Origin of the sequence: Paracoccus sp. PARArs4 (assembly GCF_947311865.1) — a bacterium.
Classification (GTDB): domain Bacteria; phylum Pseudomonadota; class Alphaproteobacteria; order Rhodobacterales; family Rhodobacteraceae; genus Paracoccus; species Paracoccus zeaxanthinifaciens.
On sequence record NZ_CAMZMW010000004.1, the window covers coordinates 173,612 to 193,362 of the forward strand.

The following is a 19,751-nucleotide window of genomic DNA, read 5'->3' on the forward strand; positions in this document are numbered from 1 at the left end:
TCGGCTTCCTTCGCCATCCCGCCGGTCTTTTGCGCGATGCTGCTCATCAAGCCTGCTCCACCAGTTGGCGCGTGCGCGCCGCTTCGATTTCGCCGACCTCGTCCGCCGGCACATAGTAGTCGCGGTCGTAGTTGAAGGTATGCGCGATCCCCAGGCCCACCGAGGCCAGGAAGCCGAGCGCCGCCAACCACCAGATGTGCCACACCAGCGCGAAGCCCATCACCGTCATGAAGCCCGAGATGATGATCCCCGAAGCCGTGTAGCGCGGCATGTGGATCGGCACGAAGCCGTCCAGCGGGCGCTTGTACTCGTTGCGCTTCATGTGCTCGTAGGCGTCGATGTCATGCACCTGCGGGGTGAAGGCGAAGTTGTAGTAGGGCGGCGGCGACGAGGTCGACCATTCCAGCGTGCGCCCGTTCCAGGGATCGCCCGAGAAGTCGCGCAGGCGCGGCGTGTTGCGGTCGCGGATCGAGACGTAGAGCTGCATGAAAAACGCGGCGATCCCGATGGCGATGCAGACGGCGCCGATCGCTGCCGTCACGAAGTAGACGGCATAGGCGGTATCCTCGAACTGGCTGAGACGGCGCGTGACGCCCATCAGGCCCAGGACATACAGCGGCATGAACGCCAGGTAGAAGCCGACGATCCAGAACCAGAAGCTGACCTTGCCCCAGAACGGGTCCAGCTTGAAGCCGAAGGCCTTCGGGAACCAGTAGCTGATGCCCGCGAAGACGCCGAAGACCACGCCGCCGATGATCACGTTGTGGAAATGCGCGATCAGGAACAGCGAGTTGTGCAGCACGTAATCCGCAGGCGGAACGGCCAGCAGCACGCCCGTCATGCCGCCGATCACGAAGGTCAGCATGAAGCCCACCGTCCACAGCATGGGGGGCTCGAACCGGATGCGGCCCTTGTACATGGTGAACAGCCAGTTGAAGAGCTTGGCCCCCGTCGGGATCGAGATGATCATCGTCGTGGTGCCGAAGAAGGCGTTCACGTTCGCCCCCGCCCCCATCGTGAAGAAGTGGTGCAGCCACACGATATAGCTGAGGACCATGATCACGCAGGTCGCGTAGACCATCGAGGTATAGCCGAACAGGCGCTTCGAGGAGAAGGTGCAGACCACCTCGGAGAAGATGCCGAAGATGGGCAGGATCAGGATGTAGACCTCGGGGTGGCCCCAGATCCAGATCAGGTTCACGTACATCATCGGGTTGCCGCCGAGATCGTTCGAGAAGAAGTTCGTCCCGATGTAGCGGTCGGCCGTCAGCAGCGCGAGCGTGGCGGTCAGCACGGGGAAGGACGCCACGATCAGCACGTTCGTGCACAGCGTCGTCCAGCAGAAGATCGGCATCTTCATCCAGCCCATGCCCGGTGCGCGCATCTTGACCAGCGTCACCAGCAGGTTGATCCCGGACAATGTCGTCCCGATCCCCGCGATGTTCAGCGCCCAGAGATAGTAGTCCATCCCCACGCCGATGCTGTATTCCGGTCCCGACAGCGGCGGATAGGCCAGCCAGCCGGTCGTCGCGAATTCACCCACGAACAGCGACACCATGATCAGCACCGCACCCGAGGCCGTCAGCCAGAAGCTGAAGTTGTTCAGGAACGGGAAGGCCACGTCGCGCGCGCCGATCTGCAGCGGCATGACATAGTTCATGAAGCCCGTGACGAAGGGCATCGCCGCGAAGAAGATCATGATGACGCCATGCGCCGTGAAGATCTGGTCGTAATGGTGGGCGTTGAGGTATCCCTCGTATCCCATCGACGCCAGCGCCTGCTGCGCCCGCATCATGATCGCATCGGCGAAGCCGCGAACGAACATGATCAGGCCCAGCACCATGTACATGATGCCGATCTTCTTGTGGTCGATCGAGATGAACCAGTTGCTCCAGAGATATCCCCAGAGCCGGAAATAGGTGAGTGCGCCCACGACCGCACCGCCCAGAAGGACGGTGCCGACGAAGGCGGCAAGGATGACGGGCTCCTGGAACGGAAGGACGTCCCAGGTCAGCCGGCCGAATATCGGGTCGGTCACAAGGGCACCGGCGGTCCCGTAAACTGTATCTGCTGTTGCCATTTTCTCAGTTCGCCTCGGTAGGTGCGGTCCGGGTCCCGATCGCGGGGGCCTCGGCGGGCGTCGACTGCAGCGGCGCGTCCAGTGCGGCCAGGATGTCGGCCGCATGCGCGCTGTCGGTCGGACGCAGGATCTCGAACAGGGCCTCGGGGTTCTCGACCGAGCAGATGCCGCGATAGGCCTCGCGGTTGTACAGCCCCTCGATGCCGCCGCCGCCAAGGGCGTCGACCATCATCATGTCGTTGACGCAGAGGTCGTCGTCGCTGACGCAGAGGTTGAGGATGCGGTCCCAGAGGTTCTCCTCGATGCCGTCGAAGGCGGTGACCGGGTGGTCGATCGAGGGTTTCTCCAGTTCGACGAAGGTGTCGCGGTCCAGCATCCCGCCTTCGCTGCGGACGTTCTCGACCCACTGGTCGAAGCCCGCCTGGTCGAAGCTGTGCAGGTCGAAATTCATGTGGTTGAAGCCGTTGCCGCTGTAGTTCGCCGAGAAGCCGCGGAAGGTGCCCTCCTCGTTCATCACGGCGTTCAGCTCGGTCTGCATGCCGGCCATCGCGTAGATCTGTCCAGCCATCGCGGGCACGTAGAACGAGTTCATCACGGTGGTCGAGGTGATGCGCCATTCGACCGGACGGTCGGTGATGACGGCGGCCTCGTTGACCATCGCCACGCCCTGCTCGGGATAGATGAACAGCCATTTCCAGTCCATCGCGACGACCTCGACGACCAGCGGCTCGACATCGGGGTCGATCGCCTTGTCGGCCGAGATGCGCCCGAGCGGGTCATAGGGGTTCAGGCGGTGCGTCGCGACCCAGGTCAGGCCCGCAAGGCAGATGATGATCGCCAGCGGAACCATCCAGACCACGACCTCGAGGCTGATCGAGTGGTCCCATTCGGGTTCGTACTTCGCCTTCTTGTTCGAGGCGCGGTAATGCCATGCGAAGAACGCGGTCAGCGCCATCACGGGCAGAATCACGATCAGCATGAGGATTGTGGAATAGACGATGAGATCGCCTTGTTGGGCGGCCACGTCCCCGGAAGGGTCGAGAACCACAAGATCGCAGGCCGAGACGGTCGCGAGTGCAGGGAGGACTGCAAGTTTTTGCCAGACGCGCATGGGGTTACTCACCAGCCTTTGGGTGTCGTCTTTCGTTAAGGACAGGACCGTCATATAGAACGCCCTGCCCGCGCGGGCACCGTGTAACTCTGCCGCATCCCGTGATACAAGTCGCCGATCTACAAATGGCAGTGTCTTCGACGCATGGCGTTACCACAACCTTCTACATGAACAGTGACAGGCAGCCCCTTCATGACCAGCACTGACGCACATCACAGCGAACACGCCACGATCGACGAGGTGGTCACCACCGTCATCATGGCGCGCGTCACCGATTTCTTCGGCTTCTTCGTATATGCCATCGCCTCGGCGCTGGTTTTCCCGGAACTGTTCTTCCCGAACCAAGACCCGGTCACCGGAACCCTGCTGAGTTTCGCAATCTTTTCATTGGCTTTCATCGCCCGTCCCATCGCAAGCGTCCTGGGCCGCGAGGCGCAGAAGGTGATCGGCCGCAAGGGCAAGGTGATGGCCGCGCTGATGCTTCTGGGCGTCTCGACCGTGGCGATCGGCCTGCTGCCGGGCCATGACAGCATCGGCGTGATGGCGCCGATCCTGCTGGCGGTCTTCCGCTTCGTGCAGGGCCTGGGCCTTGGCGGGGCATGGGACGGACTGACGCTTCAGCTTCAAAATGCCGCACCCGAGGGGCGCAAGGGCGTCTACGGCATGGTGCCGCAGCTTGGCGGACCCATCGGATTCTGCGTCGCGGCCTCGATCTTCTTCGTGCTGACGGGCTTCCTGACCCACGAGGAATTCCTGCGCTATGGCTGGCGTTTCGCCTTCTTCGCGGTCATCGCGGTGAACGTCGTGTCGCTGTTCGCGCGCCTGCGCCTGCTGGAAACCGACTTCGGCAATGACGAGCGCCTGATGCAGTCCGCCCCCTATGGCGATCTGATCCGCAACCACTGGCGCCCGATCGTGCTGTCGACCTTCCTGCCGCTGGCCAGCTATGCGCTGTTCCACATGGTGACGGTCTTCCCGCTGGCCTATGCCAAGCTCTATTCGGACCACGAGATCGCGACGATCCTGCTGTGGGAACTGCTGGGCGGTTCGCTGGCGATCGTTTCGGTCATGGCCTCGGGGCCGCTTGCCGACCGCTTCGGTCGCCGCACCCTGCTGGGTGTCACGACCGCGCTGATTCCCCTTCTGTGCCTGACCATCGGCACGCTGGACACGGCGCCGGGCGTCTTCATCGTGACGGGCATGGTCCTGCTGGGGCTGGCCTATGGCCAGGCAAGCGCGATCGTTCCGAACCGCTATCCGACGCAGTTCCGCTATTCGGGTTCGGCGCTGTCGACGAACTTCTCGTGGCTGTTCGGCGCGGCCTTCGCGCCGCTGGTCGGGCTGTCGCTGACCTCGGCATTCGGGCTGTGGTCCGCCGCGCTGTACCTGCTGTCGGGCGCAATCGTGACCTGCGCCGCGCTGTATTTCCTGCGAATCACCGAACACCGCTGATCGCGCAAAACGCCTCTGCCCGCCCCGTTCGGCGGGCAGAGAGCCCCCTCTGCGGCGATCTGCCGCAGACCTTCCCCTAGCCCGAGAACACCCAGTTTCCCGATCCCAGCACCGGCGCGGCCCGGTCGCTGACCGAATCGCTGCGCGAGAATCGCACCGGGCTGCGCAGCCCCGCGATTCCCTCGGGTGCGATGCGCAACCCGCGCGCGTGGATCTGCGGATCGTCCAGCGCCTCGGCCACGGAATTGATCGGGCCGCCCGGAACGCCCACGGCGGTCAGCGCGTCGATCAGGTCGGATTTCGCCCAAGCCCGCGTCGCCTCGGACATCGCGGCGATCAGCGCCTCGCGATTGGCGACCCGGCCCGCGTTTTCCCGGAAACGCGGATCCTGCGCGCAATCCAGGTCCAGCACGTCGCACAGTGCGGCGAACTGGCGGTCGTTGCCGCAGGCGATGATCAGGTGGCCATCCGCCGCCGGAAACACCTGGTAGGGGACGATGTTGGGATGCGCATTGCCCAGCCGGCTGGGCACGCTGCCACCCAGAAGAAAGTTCGCGGCCTGGTTCGCCAGCACCGCCGTGCCACAATCCATCAGCGCCAGATCGACCTGCTGGCCACGCCCCGACACCGCCCTTTCGGCCAGAGCGGCCTGAATGCCGATCACGCCGTAAAGCCCGGTGAAGATGTCGATCCAGGCGACACCGACTTTCTGCGGCTCGCCCTGCGGATCGCCCGTCAGGTCCATGATCCCTGTCATGCCCTGGATCATGAAGTCATAGCCCGGCTGCCGGGCGCGCGGCCCGTCCTGCCCGAAGCCCGTGACCGAGGCATAGACGAGCCCCGGATTCCCCGCCGACAGGCTGTCGTAATCCAGCCCGAAGCGGGCAAGCTGGCCGGGGCGGAAATTCTCGATCACGACATCGGCGTCCGCGATCAGCGCCTTCAGCCGCGCCAGATCGTCGGGATCGCCGAAATCGCAGGTGACGCTGGACTTGCCGCGATTGGCACAGTGGAAATAGGCCGCGACCCGTTCGGTGCCGCCATCCGGCAGGGGCCGGTCGATGAAGGGCGGACCCCAGCGTCGCGTGTCGTCGCCTCCGGGCGATTCGACCTTGATCACCTCGGCGCCCAGATCGGCCAGCGTCTGCCCGATCCAGGGGCCGGCAAGGATGCGCGCCAGTTCGACGACGCGCAGCCCCTTCAGCGGGCGATCAGCCAAAGGCCTGGATCCCGGTCTGCGCACGTCCCAGGATCAGCGCATGGACGTCATGCGTGCCCTCGTAGGTGTTCACCGTCTCCAGGTTCTGGGCGTGGCGCATGACGTGATATTCGACCTGGATGCCGTTGCCGCCATGCATGTCGCGGGCCTGCCGGGCGATATCCAGGGCCTTGCCGCAATTGTTGCGCTTCATGATGCTGATCATCTCGGGGGCGAAGCGGCCCTCGTCCATCAGGCGACCGACGCGCAGGCTGCCCTGCAGGCCAAGCGCGATCTCGGTCTGCATGTCGGCCAGCTTCTTCTGGTACAGCTGCGTCGCGGCCAGGGGCCGGTTGAACTGCTTGCGGTCCATCCCGTAGCGGTGGGCGCGATACCAGCAATCCTCGGCCGCACCCATGACGCCCCAGCTGATGCCATAGCGCGCACGGTTGAGACAGCCGAACGGCCCGCCCATGCCCTGCACGTTGGGCAGGATCGCATCCTCGGGGACCTCGACATCCTCCATCACGATCTCGCCCGTGATCGAGGCGCGCAGGCTCAGCTTGCCGCCGATCTTGGGCGCCGACAGCCCCTTCATGCCCTTTTCCAGGATGAAGCCGCGGACCTTGCCGCCATGGGCCTCGGACTTGGCCCAGACCACGAAGACATCCGCGATCGGGCTGTTCGAGATCCACATCTTCGACCCCGACAGGACATAGCCGCCATCGGTCTTGCGGGCGCGGGTCTTCATGCCGCCGGGGTCGGACCCGGCATCGGGCTCGGTCAGGCCGAAGCAGCCGATCCATTCGCCCGATGCAAGCTTCGGCAGGTATTTCCGGCGCTGCTCCTCGGAGCCGTAGGCATGGATCGGGAACATCACCAGGCTGGACTGCACCGACATCATGCTGCGATAGCCGCTGTCGATGCGCTCGACCTCGCGCGCGACCAGGCCATAGGCGACATAGGACGCGCCGACCCCGCCATATTCCTCGGGGATGGTGACGCCCAGCAGGCCCGCCTCGCCCATGGCGCGGAAGATCGCGGGATCGGTATGTTCGTCCAGATAGGCTTCCTCGATCCCCGGCAGCAGCCGGTCGGCCGCGAAGGCCTGCGCCGCGTCGCGGATCATGCGCTCGTCCTCGGTCAGCTGATCGTCCAGCAGGAACGGATCCTGCCACACGAAACCGCCGCCCTTGTGGTCGACCGCCGGTGCGGGTTTTTCGTCACGGTCCAGCATGGGAACCCCCCTTTGAATCTGTCGGCGTCACCATAACGCGGGCGATGCCTGTCATGAAAACGATCTTTTCGCATCTTTCCATGCATTCTATACATGGATCATGCGCCAGAGACATTTCCTGCCCTCGTTGTCCCAGTTGATCGCCTTCGAGGCGGTGATGCGCCACCAGTCCGTGACCGCCGCCGCGGACGAGCTGCACCTGACCCAGAGCACCGTCAGCCGCCTGATCCGCGCATTGGAGGACCGCATCGGCAAACCGCTGTTCCTGCGCCAGAACCGCAGCCTGATCCCCCTGCCCGAGGCCCGCGCCTATCAGAACGACATCTCCCGGGGGCTGGACATCATCCAGCGGGCCAGCATGTCGATGATGGCCAATCCGGGCGGGGGCACGCTGTCTCTGTCGGTGCTGCCGACGTTGGCGACGCGCTGGCTTGCGCCGCATCTGGGGCGTTTCCTGGGCGACAATCCGGGCATCGCGATCAACCTGTCCACGCAGATCCGCCGCTTCAGCTTCCGCGCCGAGACGCATGACGCGGCCATCTATTTCGGGCAGCAGGACTGGCCGGACGTGCGGCATCTGAAGCTGTTCGACGAAAGGCTGACGGCCTGCGCGGCACCCGATTTCCTGGCCCGCAATCCCGTCCGCGACGTGGCCGACATGGCCGTCCTGCCGCGCCTGCAGCTGGAGACGCGGACGATGGGCTGGGCGGACTGGTTCGCCGCGCACGGCACCCAGCCGCCGGGGGCTGCGGGCATGGTGATGGACCAGTTCTCGACCATGATCCAGGCCGCGATCTCGGGGCTGGGGGTGGCGCTGCTGCCCCATTACCTTGCGCGCGTCGAGATCGCCGAGGGCCGCCTCGCGCCCGTGCTGGACCAGAACGTGCCGGCGAGCGGGGCCTATTGGCTGGTCTGGCCCGCATCCAAGGACGCGCATCCGCCGCTGATCCGGTTCCGCGACTGGCTGGCGCAGCTGGTGGACGACACGCATTGAAAAAGGGCCGGACGCAATGTCCGGCCCTTATACTCCGCGCGTGAGGGTCGCGGGATCAGTTCAGGTCTTCGCCTTCGCTCATGCCCGAGGTCTCGGCGCCGCCGTCCTCTTCAAGGCCCGTATCGCCTTCGACCTCGGCAGCGGCCTCGGCCGGGATCGTGTCGGCGACAGCGTCGTATTCGTCACCATCGGTGGACGCGGTCTCGGCATCGGTCGGGATGATCTCATCGCCGCTCAGATCGGTCGAGGTCGCCGTCTCGGTGGGCGGCTCGTCACCATCGGTCGAGGCGCCGACCTGGACCTGGTCGTCCATGGCGGTGGCGGGTTCGGTCTGCGCGAAGCTGGCGGTGCCAGCCATCAGCAGTGCGGTCGTCAGGGCGGTCATCGTCTTGGTCATCATGACGTGTTCTCCTGTTTTCAAAGCCGCGGCCCGTTTCGTTGCCGCGATTGTCCAGCCAACAACGCCAAATCGACGGAAGTTCGATCACGCCGCCGTGATATTCCACAAGCCACTGTTATCAAAAGCGGATTAAATATCGCAATCGGAATGGAACCCTGCTCCGCCCTTCTCACAAGGGCGTTCAAGGCAGGAACCTGCCGGAACCGGCGGGCCCTTGGCGACCCTTCAGGCGGGGTTTTGCCATGCACGCTTCCGTTACGGGCAATTCCCCGAAATGGCCCCTAGCTTCCATCCAGACGCGCAATCGACAGCGCGCATGACGGAAAAGGAGTAATCGCATGATCCGCCATTTCGCAGTAGCCCTCGGCATCACCCTTGCCGCCCCCGCAGCCTTCGCGCAGACCGCCGAAGCGCCCCAGCCCACGGCCGAGGATGCCGCCGCGAATTACGAAGCCGCCCGCAACCAGCTGGGCATCCTGCAATATTGCCAGGAACAGGGTCATACCGGCCCCGAGGCGATCGAGACGCAGGGCCAGCTGGTCGGCATGCTGCCCGCCGGTGACGAGACCGCGGGCCAGACCGCCGAGGACAAGGGCGCCGAAGGCACCGTCGCGATCGCCGGTCAGGAGATGACGCTGGCCGAGGCCGCCGAAGGCCAGGGCAGCACCGAGGCCGAGACCTGCCAGCAGATCGAGGCCGCCGTGAACGACATCGCCGAGAGCCTGCCGCAGGGCTGATCGCGACCGACCTTGCGAATTGCGAAGGGCCCCGTTTCCGGGGCCCTTCTGCTATGTCGGGTCGTCGTGATCGTGGGTCATCACCTGCCGCGTGGCGATGCGGGCGGTCTCGTGATCCTCGGCACCCGCGCCGGTCTCGACAAGGTCGCGGGCAGCAGTCTCGTCGGGATCCTCCAGCGGGGGCGGATCCTCGCCCGCAAGGAAGTTGCCGAACTTCTCCCATCCGGGCACGTGTTCGGCCAGCACGCGCAGCACCACCAGCACCGGCACCGCGATGACCATGCCGATCACGGACCACAGCCAGGCCCACAGGGCGACGGCCAGGAACACGACGACCGTGTTCATCTGCAACCTGCGCGACACGAAATAGGGCGTGATGATCTGCCCCTCCAACGATGTCAGCGCAAGATAGCTGCCGGCGACCATGGCGGGCCAGAACAGCCCCGGCATCACAACCAGCGCGACCAGCCCCGCGATGGCGACGCCCGTGATCGCCCCCAGATAGGGGATGTAGTTCAAAACGAACGCCCCGATCCCGAACAGCAGCGCGCCGGGCATTCCCCATGCCCACATCGTCAGGCCGACCGCCAGCCCCAGCCCCGCATTGATGACCGTGATCGCGCCCAGGTAATTCCCGAGCGATTCCTCGATCTCTCGCAGCGCAAGATAGGCCGAGCGCTTGTCGCGCAGCCGGTCGAAGCTCTGGACGATCTTGAGATACAGAAGATCGCCCGAGGCGATCATGAAGAACAGCAGGACCATCGTGAACAGGATCTGCCCCATCAGCAGGGGCGTCATCGACAGCACGGTGCCAAGGGTCGTCTGGCCGTCCTGCTCGATCTTGATGGCGGCGGCGGGTTCGTCCTCGTCGTCCATCTCCTGCGCCTCGTCGATGCGCCGGACGGCATCCTGCAGGTCCGAGAAGGACTCGCGCACGTTCTCGAACTTGCGTTCGAGCTGGGCGCTGATGATCGGCATGTTGTCCATCGCCCGCGTCAGTGGCCCGCTTGCGGCATAGAAGATCACGCCGACCGTCAGAAGGATCGACAGCGTGACCCCAAGCGCGGTGATCCCGTCGGGGATGTTGCGACGCTCGGCCAGGCGGCGCAGCGGCGTGAAGACGAAGAACAGCAGCAGCGCCATCGTCACGGGCATCAGGAAGTCCCGCCCCGCCGCGATGGCCGAGAACGCCAGGATCATGAAGATCCCGGCCAGCGACCAGCCGACGATCCGCGGGAAGGGTGCGGGTTTCTCGTGTTTCTCTCGGCGGGGAAACAGGTTCCCCGGTTCCCTGGGCATGTGGTCCCCTCCCGCGATCTTGTCGGACGATACGGCCCGAAACGCGAAAGGCGGGCCGGATGTTCCGGCCCGCCCCTGCGGTTCGACCTTGTGGGTCGCGATCAGATCGGGTGGTCGCCCGTCTCGTCGATGACGCGGGTGGGCAGGCCCATCTCGCCCAGCAGTTCGAGGAAGGGCCGCGCGGGCAGATCCTCGACATTGGCCATCTTCTTCACGTCCCAGGGACCGCGCGCGATCAGGATCGCGGCCGCGACGGGCGGCACGCCGGCGGTGAAGCTGATGCCCTGGCTGCCGACCTCCAGGAAGGCCTCCTTGTGGTCCGCGACGTTATAGATGAACACCTCGCCTTCCTTGCCGTTCAGGCTGCCCTTGACCAGGTCGCCGATGCAGGTCTTGCCCTCGTAATCGGGCGCAAGGCTGGCGGGATCGGGCAGCACGGCCTTGACGACCTTCAGCGGCACGACCTCCTGCCCCTCGGCGGTGGTCACGGGCTGTTCGGACAGCAGGCCCAGGTTCTGCAGGACGGTGAACACGTTGATGTAATGTTCGCCGAAGCCCATCCAGAAGCGGACATCGCTGTCCTTGTAGCGGGCCGACAGGCTGTGCACCTCGTCGTGGCCCGACAGATAGGCGGTGCGCTTGCCGACGACGGGCAGGTCCCATTCGCGACCCACCTCGAACATCTTGTTCGTCTTCCACTCGCCGCCCTGCCAGGAATAGACCGTGCCGGTGAATTCGCGGAAGTTGATCTCGGGGTCGAAATTCGTGGCGAACCAGCGGCCGTGCGAACCGGCATTGATGTCCACGATGTCGATGCTGTCGATCTTGTCGAAATACTCGTCCTCGGCCAGGCGGGCATAGGCGTTCACCACGCCGGGATCGAAGCCCGCGCCCAGGACCGCGGTGATGCCCGCGGCGGCCACGTCCTCGCGGCGCTTCCATTCATAGTTGCCGTACCAGGGCGGCGTCTCGCAGATCTTGGCCGGATCCTCGTGGATGGCGGTGTCGATATAGGCCGCGCCCGCGCGGATGCAGCCTTCCAGCACCGTCATGTTGATGAAGGCCGTGCCCACGTTGATCACGATGCCCGCGTCGATCTTGCGGATCAGCGCCTCGACGGCATCGGCGTCCATGGCATCCAGCGCATGGGTGGCGAAGGGCATGTCGTGCCCCTTCTCGCGCAGGCTCTCGACGATGGCGTCGGCCTTGGACTGCGTCCGGTTCGCGATATGCAGATCGCCGAACTCGGCGGCCCATTGCGCCACCTTGTGTGCCGAAACCTGTGCGACGCCACCGGCGCCGATGATGAGGACGTTCTTCTTGGCCAATTCCAACTCCTTCGGGGTAAAGAATGGGTCGCCTTACGAGAGGCTGCCTTTGTAGTCATCATAGCCGAAGCCGCGGACGGTGCGAACCGTTCCGTCTTCTTCGCGCCGTGCAATGGCGGGCATGGCCACGCCGTTGAACCAGTTCTTCTTGACCATGGTATAGCCCGCGGCATCCGCGATGCTGACCCGGTCGCCGACCTTCAGCGGCTGCGCGAAGCGCGCCTCGCCGAAGATGTCGCCCGCAAGGCAGGTCTTGCCCGCGATCTGGTATGCGTGATCGCCGTCCTGCGGCAGCTTGGCCGTCTCGCGATAGATCAGCAGGTCCAGCATATGCGCCTCGGTGCTGCTGTCGACGATCGCGACGTCCTTGCCGTTGTTGACGATGTCCAGCACGCTGACCTCCAGCGTGGTCGTCTTGGTGATGCTGGCCTCGCCCGGTTCCAGGAAGGCCTGCACGCCGAAGCGGTCCTGGAAGTCGCGCAGACGGTCGGCCAGGCGGTCCAGCGGATACCCCTCGCCGGTGAAATGGATGCCGCCGCCCAGGGACACCCAGTCCAGCTTCTTCAGGAAATCGCCGAACTCGGTCTCGATCCGGGTCAGCTGGCGGTCGAACAGGTCGAAATCGCCGTTCTCGCAGTTATAGTGGATCATGACGCCGCTGATCCGGTCCAGCGCCTTTTCCAGCACGGCCATGTCCCATTCCCCGAGGCGCGAGAATTCGCGCGCGGGGTCGGCCAGGTCGAACCCGCTGGTCGAGAAGCGCGGGTTCAGCCGCAGGCCCGCGGTGACGCCCGCCGCCTGCGCCTTGTCCGCGTAACGGTCCAGCTGCGACAGGCTGTTGAAGATGATCTTGTCGGCATAGCCGATCGCCTCGTCGATCTCGTGATCGGCCCAGGCGACGGAATAGGCATGGGTCTCCTTGCCGAATTCCTCGTGGCCCAGGCGCAGTTCGTACAGCGACGAGGACGTGGTCCCGTCCATGTAGTCGCGCATCCCGTCGAAGACCGACCAGGTCGCGAAGCATTTCAGCGCCAGCAGTGCCTTGGCGCCCGAACGCTCGCGCAGATAGGCCACCTTCTCCATGTTGGCGCGAAGCTTGGCCATGTCGATCAGGTAGTACGGGGTCTGCGGCTGGGTCATGGGCGGGGCTCCGGTCGAAGGGGCTGTTGCGACGGTCCATCGCGGCGGTCGTAAGGCCGCCGATATAGGGCCACGCCCCGTTATTCGCAAGGAAACATGACGCGGCGGTGACGCCTGCCCGATCAGCCCCGCGCGCGGGTTTCGGCCGCGAAACGGCGCAATTCGCGCTTGCACAGGTCCAGCTCGGCGCGCAGGGCCGACAGTTCGGCCAGCAGGTCCTCGTCCAGGGGATGCCCCGCGATGAGGGGCAGCCGGGCGATCGTCGCGCCTTCGGCATCGGTCGCGCCCGATCCGGCCTCGGGCTCGGCCTTCAACAGCAGCGTGTGCACCCCTTCGGACACGACCGTGCCGGGCAGGTCCACCTCGACCAGCCACGCCCCCTCGCCATCGGCGGTCAGGCGGGCCTCGGACAGGATCTCTCCGGTCTGGACCAGGACGACGCGGGCAGGTTCGGTCCGGGCCGTCAGGCGACCGCGCCAGGTGCCGCCCTTCAGTCCGTGGCTGGTGAAGCTGGTCATCGGCATCTCCTCAGATCTGGGCGCGGGGGTGGCGCGACAGGACCACGTCGCGCAGCACGATCGCGTTCATGTAGGGGGCCTCGAAGATCAGGTCGATCCAGGCCTTGTCCACGCTGCGCTGCGACATGTCGGCATAGCCGAGATCGAACTCGACCAGGCGCTGGCAGTTCGCACCCTCGATCGGGTCGCCCAGCTGGCGCAGGACGGTTTCGGTGTTCGGCCCCTGCTGGACGTTCAGCCGCGCATAGACGGTGATCGCGCGTTCCGCCTGCAGGACCGCCTGAAGCCGCACGATGTGATGCCCGCCAAGACCCTCGGATGCCTCGGGCGGCAGCGACAACGAAAAGGACAGGAAGCTGCCCGAGAAGCCCATCACCTCGAGCCGCAGACCATAGGCCGCAAGATCTGTCGCGCGGCGGTTGCGCACCTGCTTCAGCAGCAGGGCGCGGGCGTCGCAATCGTGGAACAGCGCGACCTCTTCGGACAGCCAGCGGTCGCTGCGCGGGGCGATCAGCGCATTGTCGGCGATGCGCGACTGCATGACGCCGGGGCGCCAGCGCCAGTCGGTCCCGCCGGGCAGGTCCATCCGGCCCAGGCTGTCGCGCTTGCAGGGCACGAATTCGTCGCTGACCTGCATGAAGCGGCCCAGCACCTGGTGCAGGTCGCGCGCCTCGTCGCGCAGGGCTTCGGGGACGGGGCGGCGGTGGCGCAGCAGCCCGTCCAGAAGGCCGCTCCACTGGGTGGCGGCGCGGTGGCGTATCCGCCGGGAGATCCAGCTTTTCTCGTGACGCGACATCCGGCCTCCGGTTGAATGGACGAGGGGTCGGAAGCGACCGACACCTGCCTTCGGGATAGACCGCCCGAAAGGGTCGCACAAGCCTTGCGGCCTATTCCCCGTCCATCAGCGCATCCAGCCGCGCCGCGCAGTCGAAATCGCGTTCGGTCAGCCCGCCCGCGTCGTGGCTGGTGAAGCTGACGGTGCAATATCCCCAGCCGAAGGCGATGTCGGGATGGTGGTTGCGGCGGTTGCCCAGCCATGCGGCAAGGTTCGCGGTCTCGACCGCGCGGGCAAAGCCCTTGAACGCGAAGCTGCGGCTGATGCGCGTGCCGTCATCCGACCTCTGCCAGGCTGGCAGCCCCGCCATCGCGCCCGCGATCCGTTCCTCGTCCATGTCGTTTCCCCCTTCGTGTCACAGCAGCGGCGATGCCAGCGCCAGCAGGTTGTTGCGCAGCCGCCGCAGCGCGGACCAGCCGCGCACGCGGTCCAGCGTGATCTCCTCGGCGCGGGCAAGGAAGCTGTCCTGCCGCGCGTCCAGCTGCGCCACGCAATCGGCATCCAGCACGGCCATGTTCACCTCGTAGTTCAGCTCGAAGCTGCGGCGGTCCAGGTTGGCGCTGCCGATCATGGCGATGCGCCCGTCCACGGTCATGATCTTGGCATGCAGCAGTCCCGGCTGGAACAGGTGCAGCCGCACCCCCGCCGCCAGCAGCCCGTACCAGAAGCCCTGGCTGGCCGCGCCGACGATGATGCTGTCGTTGCGCGCGGGCAGGATCAGCGTGACGCGCACGCCGCGCCGCGCCGCGGCCCGGATCGCGGCATCCAGCGCGGCATCGGGCACGTAATAGGGCGTGGTGATCGTCACGCTGTGACGCGCGGCATGCAGCATCCCCACCATGCAATCCGATATGCTGCCCGAGCGCAGGTCCGGCCCCGTCGCCACCACCTGCGCCACCTGCCCCGGCGCCGCGACCGGATCGACCATCTTCAGCATGTGCCCCAGGTCGCGGCCGGTATAGCTCATCCAGTCGGCCAGGAAGATCGATTGCAGCTGGCGCACCACCGGCCCCTCGACCGAGACGAGGATGTCCACCCAGGGGGCGAAGCGCGCCTTGACCGCGAAGGCCTGGTCCGCGCAGTTGCGGCTGCCGGTAAAGGCCAGGCGGTTGTCGATCACCACGATCTTGCGGTGGTTGCGCAGGTCCAGCCGCTGGAACAGCACGCTGATGAAGGGCAGACCCCAGGGAAAGGCGGTCACGCATTCCGCGCCCGCCTGCTGCATCCGGTGCCACAGCTCGGACCGGACCAGCCCGCGCGATCCCAGGGCATCGACGATGACGCGACATTCGACGCCGCGGGATTCGGCGCGCATGATCGCCTCGGCGATCTTGGTGCCGCTGGCATCGGGCAGCCAGATGTAGAACATGACATGGACATGATCCGTCGCGCGGTCGATCGCATGGACCAGCCGGTCGATCGCCCCGTCGCTTTCCTCCAGCAGGCGCAGGCGGTTGCCCGACAGGGCGGGCATCCCCCCCACCGCGGCATTCGCATCGACCAGCACGCGCTGCGCGTCCGGCAGGTCGTCCTGCTCCGCGGGGCTGGGTTCGCGCAGACCCGTCAGCCGGTCGCGGATATCGGCCATGCGCTGAACCTCGGCATGGTTCATCCGCACCTCGCCGAACAGGATATAGGCCAGGATGCCGACCAGCGGCACGGCCTCGACCACCATGATCCAGGCCACCCGCGATGCGGGCTCCAGCCGCGGGCGCAGCAGCACGCGGATGATGATCGCCCATGTCAGCGAGGTATGAAGAAGATAGAACAGCGTGGCCCACATGGGCGCATCATCCCCGCGCCCCCCGGCAATTGCAATTCCCCGCCGTCCGGTCTATCTGCGAGCCTTGAAACAGCCACAGGTCGCCCGCGATGAACTGGATCACCAACTACGTCCGCCCGCGCATCAATTCGCTCTTCTCGCGCCGCGAGGTGCCCGAGAACTTGTGGACGAAGTGCCCGTCCTGCGGAACGATGCTGTTCCACCGCGAACTGGCGGACAACCTGAACGTCTGCACGAATTGCGACCATCATTTGGCGATCACCCCGCGTGAACGCTTCACCGCGCTGTTCGACGGCGGCGTCTTCCGCGAGGTGAAGGTCCCCGAACCCGTGGCCGACCCGCTGCAGTTCCGCGACCAGAAGAAATATCCCGACCGGATGCGCGCTGCGCAGAAATCCACCGGCGAGAAAGAGGCCATGCTGGTCGCCGAGGGCGAAATCGGCCGCACGCCCATCATCGCCGCGGGCCAGGATTTCAGCTTCATGGCCGGGTCGATGGGCATGTATGTCGGCAACGCGATCATCGCGGCCGCCGAACGCGCGGTGCAGACCGGGCGCCCGCTGGTGCTGTTCTCGGCCGCAGGCGGTGCGCGGATGCAGGAAGGCATCCTGTCGCTGATGCAGATGCCCCGCACGACCGTCGCGGTGCAGATGCTCAAGGAGGCGAACCTGCCCTATGTCGTGGTGCTGACCCATCCGACAACGGGCGGCGTCACCGCCAGCTATGCCATGCTGGGCGACGTGCAGATCGCCGAACCGAACGCGCTGATCTGCTTCGCGGGCCCCCGCGTGATCGAGCAGACCATCCGCGAAAAGCTGCCCGAGGGCTTCCAGCGCGCCGAATACCTGCTGGAACACGGCATGCTGGACCGCGTGACCCATCGCAAGGCGATGAAGGACGAGCTGGTGTCGATCCTGCGCATGATGACCGGCCAGCCCGCGCCGACGCGCGCCGACCTGCCCGCACCCGCGACCGAGCCGGCCCTGCCCGAGCCTTCGCCCGAAGAGACCGCCGAAAAGGCCGGGTAAGACCTGACACCGACGCAGAATGGGGGGCCGGGGCTGCCCCCCGGCATGCCGGCCATGAGCCATACCGAAGATTTCCAATCCGACGCGATCCTGGGGCGGCTGATGTCGCTGCATCCCAAGATCATCGACCTGTCGCTGGACCGGATGCACCGCATCCTTGCCGCGTTGGGCAATCCCGAACGCAGCATCCCGCCCGTGATCCATGTCGCGGGCACCAACGGCAAGGGCAGCACGCAGGCCATGATCCGCGCGGGCCTCGAGGCCGGGGGCTCAAGGGTCCATGCCTATACCTCGCCGCACCTGGCGCGGTTCCACGAACGCATCCGCCTTGCGGGCGATCTGATCCCCGAGGCCGATCTTGCCGCCGCGCTGGAGGAATGCGAGGCCGCCAATGACGGCCAGCCCATCACCTTCTTCGAGATCACGACGGCGGCGGCCTTCCTGGCATTCTCACGGAGCCCTGCGGATTACACCCTGCTCGAGGTCGGGCTTGGCGGGCGGCTGGACGCGACCAACGTGATCGACGATCCGCGTCTGACCATCGTCACCCCCGTCAGCATCGACCACACCCAGTACCTGGGCGAGACGCTGGAGCTGATCGCCGCCGAGAAGGCGGGCATCCTCAAGCCCCGCGTGCCCGTCGTCATCGGCCAGCAGGACGAAACCGCCCTGCGCGTGATCGAGGCGAAGGCCCAGGGGCTGACCGCGCCCATCCTGGCGCATGGACAGCACTGGATGGTCCAGCCCGACCGCGACGGCTTCGTGTTCCAGGACGATCACGGGCTGTGGGATCTGCCAATGCCGAACCTGATCGGGGCGCATCAGCTGCAGAACGCGGGCACCGCCCTTGCGGCGCTGCGCGAACTGGGCGCGACCGAGGATATGGCCCGCGCCGCCGTCACCCGCGCGGAATGGCCCGCCCGGATGCAGCGCCTGACGCGCGGCCCGCTGGTCGATCTGGCCGACCGGGCCGAGCTGTGGCTGGATGGCGGGCACAACCCCGCGGGCGGGCAGGCCGTCGCCGCGACGCTGGCCACGCTGCCGCGCCGTCCGACGCACCTGGTCTGCGGGATGCTGAACACCAAGGATATCGACGGCTATCTGCGCCCGCTTGCCACCCAGGCACAGTCGCTGAGCGCCATCGACATCCCGGACGAGCCGAACACCCTGTCCGCCGATGCCACCGCCGCCCATGCGCAGGCCGCGGGCCTTCCGGCGCTGACCGCGACCGATGCCGCCGCGGCGATCCGCGCGATCGTCGCGCGGGAACCGGATGCGCGCATCCTCATCTGCGGATCGCTTTACCTGGCGGGCCGCATCCTTCGCGCGAACGGCTGAGCGCATGAAAAAGGGGCGGTGCGTTTCCGCACCGCCCCGATCGGGCAAGGCCCCGATCCCGTCCGGGATCAGAAGCGGTATGCCGCGCGGACCTGCACCATGTCGGTGTCCAGGTCCAGGCCGTCGATGTTGTCGACGTCGTTGAAGTCCTGGCGGGTGTATTCCGCACCGACGGTCACTTTCTCGGTGACCTTGTAGTCGGCGCCGATGCCGTAGCTGAAGGCGGTTTCCGAGACGTCGATGCCGCCGCCCAGGTCCTGCGACAGGTGCGCCGCACCTGCGGTGACGTAGGGCATGAAGCGGCCCATGTCGTAACCGGCGCGGGCGCGCAGACGGGTCAGGTCGCCCTTCTCGTCCAGGTCGTCAGCGTCGATCTGGTTGTAGTCCAGCTCACCACCGACAACCCAGTTGCCCAGGTCGCGCATGTAGCCGCCGTGGATGCCGTAGGCGTCGAAATCGGTTTCGGCATCGCCCAGGTCGGCGTTGCCCTGGCCCCACTGGGCACCGGCGTAGAAGCCGGTCCAGTCCGAAGCGGACTCGACGACGACGGGCTCGACCGCAACCGGAGCGGTTTCGGTGACCGGAGCGGTGTAGCCGCCGGCATGGGCGGAAACGGCGAACAGGCTGGCGCCAAGTGCAGCAATAGCGAATTTCATTGCAAACCTCCAAAGTCTGAATTTGCTGTGGCAGCATCTATGCCCATGCCCGGCCCGCCAAAAGGCCACGACCCGCGCCCCCTGCCCGGCCCGTGTCCAACCCGCAACCACGCGCTTGTGACGGGCCGTGACGGGAACCCTGAAACGGCCTTGAACTGCTGGCGGCGCGGATCACAGGAGCGCCGCAGACGGCTCATAAATTGCAGATCGTGCAAATTATTAACGCGGGCGTCTTGAAAAATCTGGTGCGGGCACAGCTGCGCAAGCCGCTGTTTTTCAACGCGCCCGCCCCAGGAAATGCGGGGGACGGCGCGCGACCCATTCGAAGAATCGCGCCAGCTCGGGGTGGGATCGCAGCGCCTCGACGGTGTTGTAGCTGCGCGCAAGCTCTCCCTCTCTCAGGGTCTTGTGGATGGTCTTGTGGCAGATGTGGTGCAGCAGGACCGTCTCGCCGCCCTTGCCGCCCTTCAGCTTGGGGATCAGGTGATGGCGGCTCTGGGGGGCGTCCTCGGGGATGGGGCGCAGGCACAGCGGGCAGACCGGGTCTGACGCAACCGTGACCTTTTCCTCGTCATATCGCTGTTTACGCATTCTTCCCCCTGCCGTTACCTCTGGGA

At 66.0% G+C, this 19,751-nt stretch carries 19 protein-coding genes; 5 read left to right on the plus strand and 14 right to left on the minus strand.

Going from position 1 to position 19,751, the window contains the following annotated elements:
* Positions 1-46: 46 nt before the first annotated feature.
* Positions 47-2,080, minus strand: coding sequence for a cytochrome o ubiquinol oxidase subunit I (gene cyoB, locus QMZ16_RS04915; protein ID WP_282602361.1), 2,034 nt, complete (start codon positions 2,078-2,080; stop codon positions 47-49).
* A 4-nt stretch (positions 2,081-2,084) separates the two neighbouring features.
* Positions 2,085-3,245 carry a ubiquinol oxidase subunit II gene (gene cyoA, locus QMZ16_RS04920; RefSeq protein ID WP_348984649.1) on the minus strand — a complete coding sequence of 387 codons (1,161 nt, stop codon included), beginning with the start codon at positions 3,243-3,245 and terminating at the stop codon, positions 2,085-2,087.
* Positions 3,246-3,383: 138 nt separating this feature from the next.
* Here cyoA and QMZ16_RS04925 point away from each other — a divergent pair, with 138 nt between their 5' ends.
* On the plus strand, positions 3,384-4,643 hold the full coding sequence (locus QMZ16_RS04925) for an MFS transporter (protein ID WP_022706928.1): 1,260 nt from the start codon (positions 3,384-3,386) through the stop codon (positions 4,641-4,643).
* A 76-nt stretch (positions 4,644-4,719) separates the two neighbouring features.
* Here the strand turns inward: QMZ16_RS04925 and QMZ16_RS04930 are convergent, their stop codons facing one another.
* On the minus strand, positions 4,720-5,862 hold the full coding sequence (locus QMZ16_RS04930) for a CaiB/BaiF CoA-transferase family protein (RefSeq protein WP_282602363.1): 1,143 nt from the start codon (positions 5,860-5,862) through the stop codon (positions 4,720-4,722).
* Complete coding sequence (locus QMZ16_RS04935; protein WP_282602364.1) at positions 5,855-7,078, minus strand: acyl-CoA dehydrogenase; 1,224 nt, start codon at positions 7,076-7,078, stop codon at positions 5,855-5,857. Before QMZ16_RS04935 ends, QMZ16_RS04930 begins: the two co-directional genes overlap by 8 nt.
* A gap of 100 nt (positions 7,079-7,178) precedes the next feature.
* On the opposite strand from QMZ16_RS04935, the gene QMZ16_RS04940 reads away from it, so the two are divergent.
* Complete coding sequence (locus tag QMZ16_RS04940; protein WP_022706931.1) at positions 7,179-8,072, plus strand: LysR substrate-binding domain-containing protein; 894 nt, start codon at positions 7,179-7,181, stop codon at positions 8,070-8,072.
* Between the two features lie 55 nt (positions 8,073-8,127).
* Here QMZ16_RS04940 and QMZ16_RS04945 read toward each other — a convergent pair whose 3' ends face one another.
* On the minus strand, positions 8,128-8,472 hold the full coding sequence (locus QMZ16_RS04945) for a hypothetical protein (RefSeq protein WP_282602365.1): 345 nt from the start codon (positions 8,470-8,472) through the stop codon (positions 8,128-8,130).
* A gap of 338 nt (positions 8,473-8,810) precedes the next feature.
* Between QMZ16_RS04945 and QMZ16_RS04950 the strand changes: the two genes are divergently transcribed.
* On the plus strand, positions 8,811-9,209 hold the full coding sequence (locus QMZ16_RS04950; protein WP_022706933.1) for a pore-forming ESAT-6 family protein: 399 nt from the start codon (positions 8,811-8,813) through the stop codon (positions 9,207-9,209).
* A 51-nt stretch (positions 9,210-9,260) separates the two neighbouring features.
* On the opposite strand, the gene QMZ16_RS04955 is transcribed toward QMZ16_RS04950, so the two are convergent.
* From QMZ16_RS04955 to cls, 7 genes are all read right to left on the minus strand, one after another.
* The gene (locus QMZ16_RS04955; RefSeq protein ID WP_022706934.1) at positions 9,261-10,508 is read right to left on the minus strand and encodes an AI-2E family transporter; all 1,248 of its coding nucleotides are present in this window, start codon (positions 10,506-10,508) and stop codon (positions 9,261-9,263) included.
* Positions 10,509-10,609: 101 nt separating this feature from the next.
* Complete coding sequence (locus tag QMZ16_RS04960; protein WP_282602366.1) at positions 10,610-11,836, minus strand: saccharopine dehydrogenase family protein; 1,227 nt, start codon at positions 11,834-11,836, stop codon at positions 10,610-10,612.
* A gap of 33 nt (positions 11,837-11,869) precedes the next feature.
* A complete protein-coding gene (gene nspC, locus QMZ16_RS04965) occupies positions 11,870-12,976 on the minus strand; it encodes a carboxynorspermidine decarboxylase (RefSeq protein WP_022706936.1) in 1,107 nt (368 codons plus the stop codon).
* A gap of 122 nt (positions 12,977-13,098) precedes the next feature.
* The gene (locus tag QMZ16_RS04970; protein WP_022706937.1) at positions 13,099-13,494 is read right to left on the minus strand and encodes a hypothetical protein; all 396 of its coding nucleotides are present in this window, start codon (positions 13,492-13,494) and stop codon (positions 13,099-13,101) included.
* A gap of 10 nt (positions 13,495-13,504) precedes the next feature.
* Entirely contained in the window at positions 13,505-14,290 is a 786-nt protein-coding gene (locus QMZ16_RS04975) for a DUF6478 family protein (protein WP_282602367.1), read from the minus strand.
* A 91-nt stretch (positions 14,291-14,381) separates the two neighbouring features.
* Positions 14,382-14,666, minus strand: coding sequence for a 4a-hydroxytetrahydrobiopterin dehydratase (locus QMZ16_RS04980; protein WP_282602368.1), 285 nt, complete (start codon positions 14,664-14,666; stop codon positions 14,382-14,384).
* An 18-nt stretch (positions 14,667-14,684) separates the two neighbouring features.
* Positions 14,685-16,112: a cardiolipin synthase gene (gene cls, locus QMZ16_RS04985; RefSeq protein ID WP_022706940.1), complete on the minus strand. Its 1,428-nt coding sequence runs from the start codon at positions 16,110-16,112 to the stop codon at positions 14,685-14,687.
* 89 nt (positions 16,113-16,201) lie between these two features.
* Between cls and accD the strand changes: the two genes are divergently transcribed.
* Both accD and QMZ16_RS04995 read left to right on the plus strand, forming a co-directional pair.
* Positions 16,202-17,140 carry an acetyl-CoA carboxylase, carboxyltransferase subunit beta gene (gene accD / locus QMZ16_RS04990; protein WP_022706941.1) on the plus strand — a complete coding sequence of 313 codons (939 nt, stop codon included), beginning with the start codon at positions 16,202-16,204 and terminating at the stop codon, positions 17,138-17,140.
* Positions 17,141-17,194: 54 nt separating this feature from the next.
* On the plus strand, positions 17,195-18,478 hold the full coding sequence (locus QMZ16_RS04995; protein ID WP_282602369.1) for a folylpolyglutamate synthase/dihydrofolate synthase family protein: 1,284 nt from the start codon (positions 17,195-17,197) through the stop codon (positions 18,476-18,478).
* Positions 18,479-18,546: 68 nt separating this feature from the next.
* Here QMZ16_RS04995 and QMZ16_RS05000 read toward each other — a convergent pair whose 3' ends face one another.
* The gene (locus QMZ16_RS05000; protein WP_022706943.1) at positions 18,547-19,134 is read right to left on the minus strand and encodes a porin family protein; all 588 of its coding nucleotides are present in this window, start codon (positions 19,132-19,134) and stop codon (positions 18,547-18,549) included.
* A gap of 276 nt (positions 19,135-19,410) precedes the next feature.
* Positions 19,411-19,725 (minus strand): HNH endonuclease, encoded by a 315-nt coding sequence (locus QMZ16_RS05005; protein WP_282602370.1) that lies wholly within the window; start codon positions 19,723-19,725, stop codon positions 19,411-19,413.
* Positions 19,726-19,751: the final 26 nt, after the last annotated feature.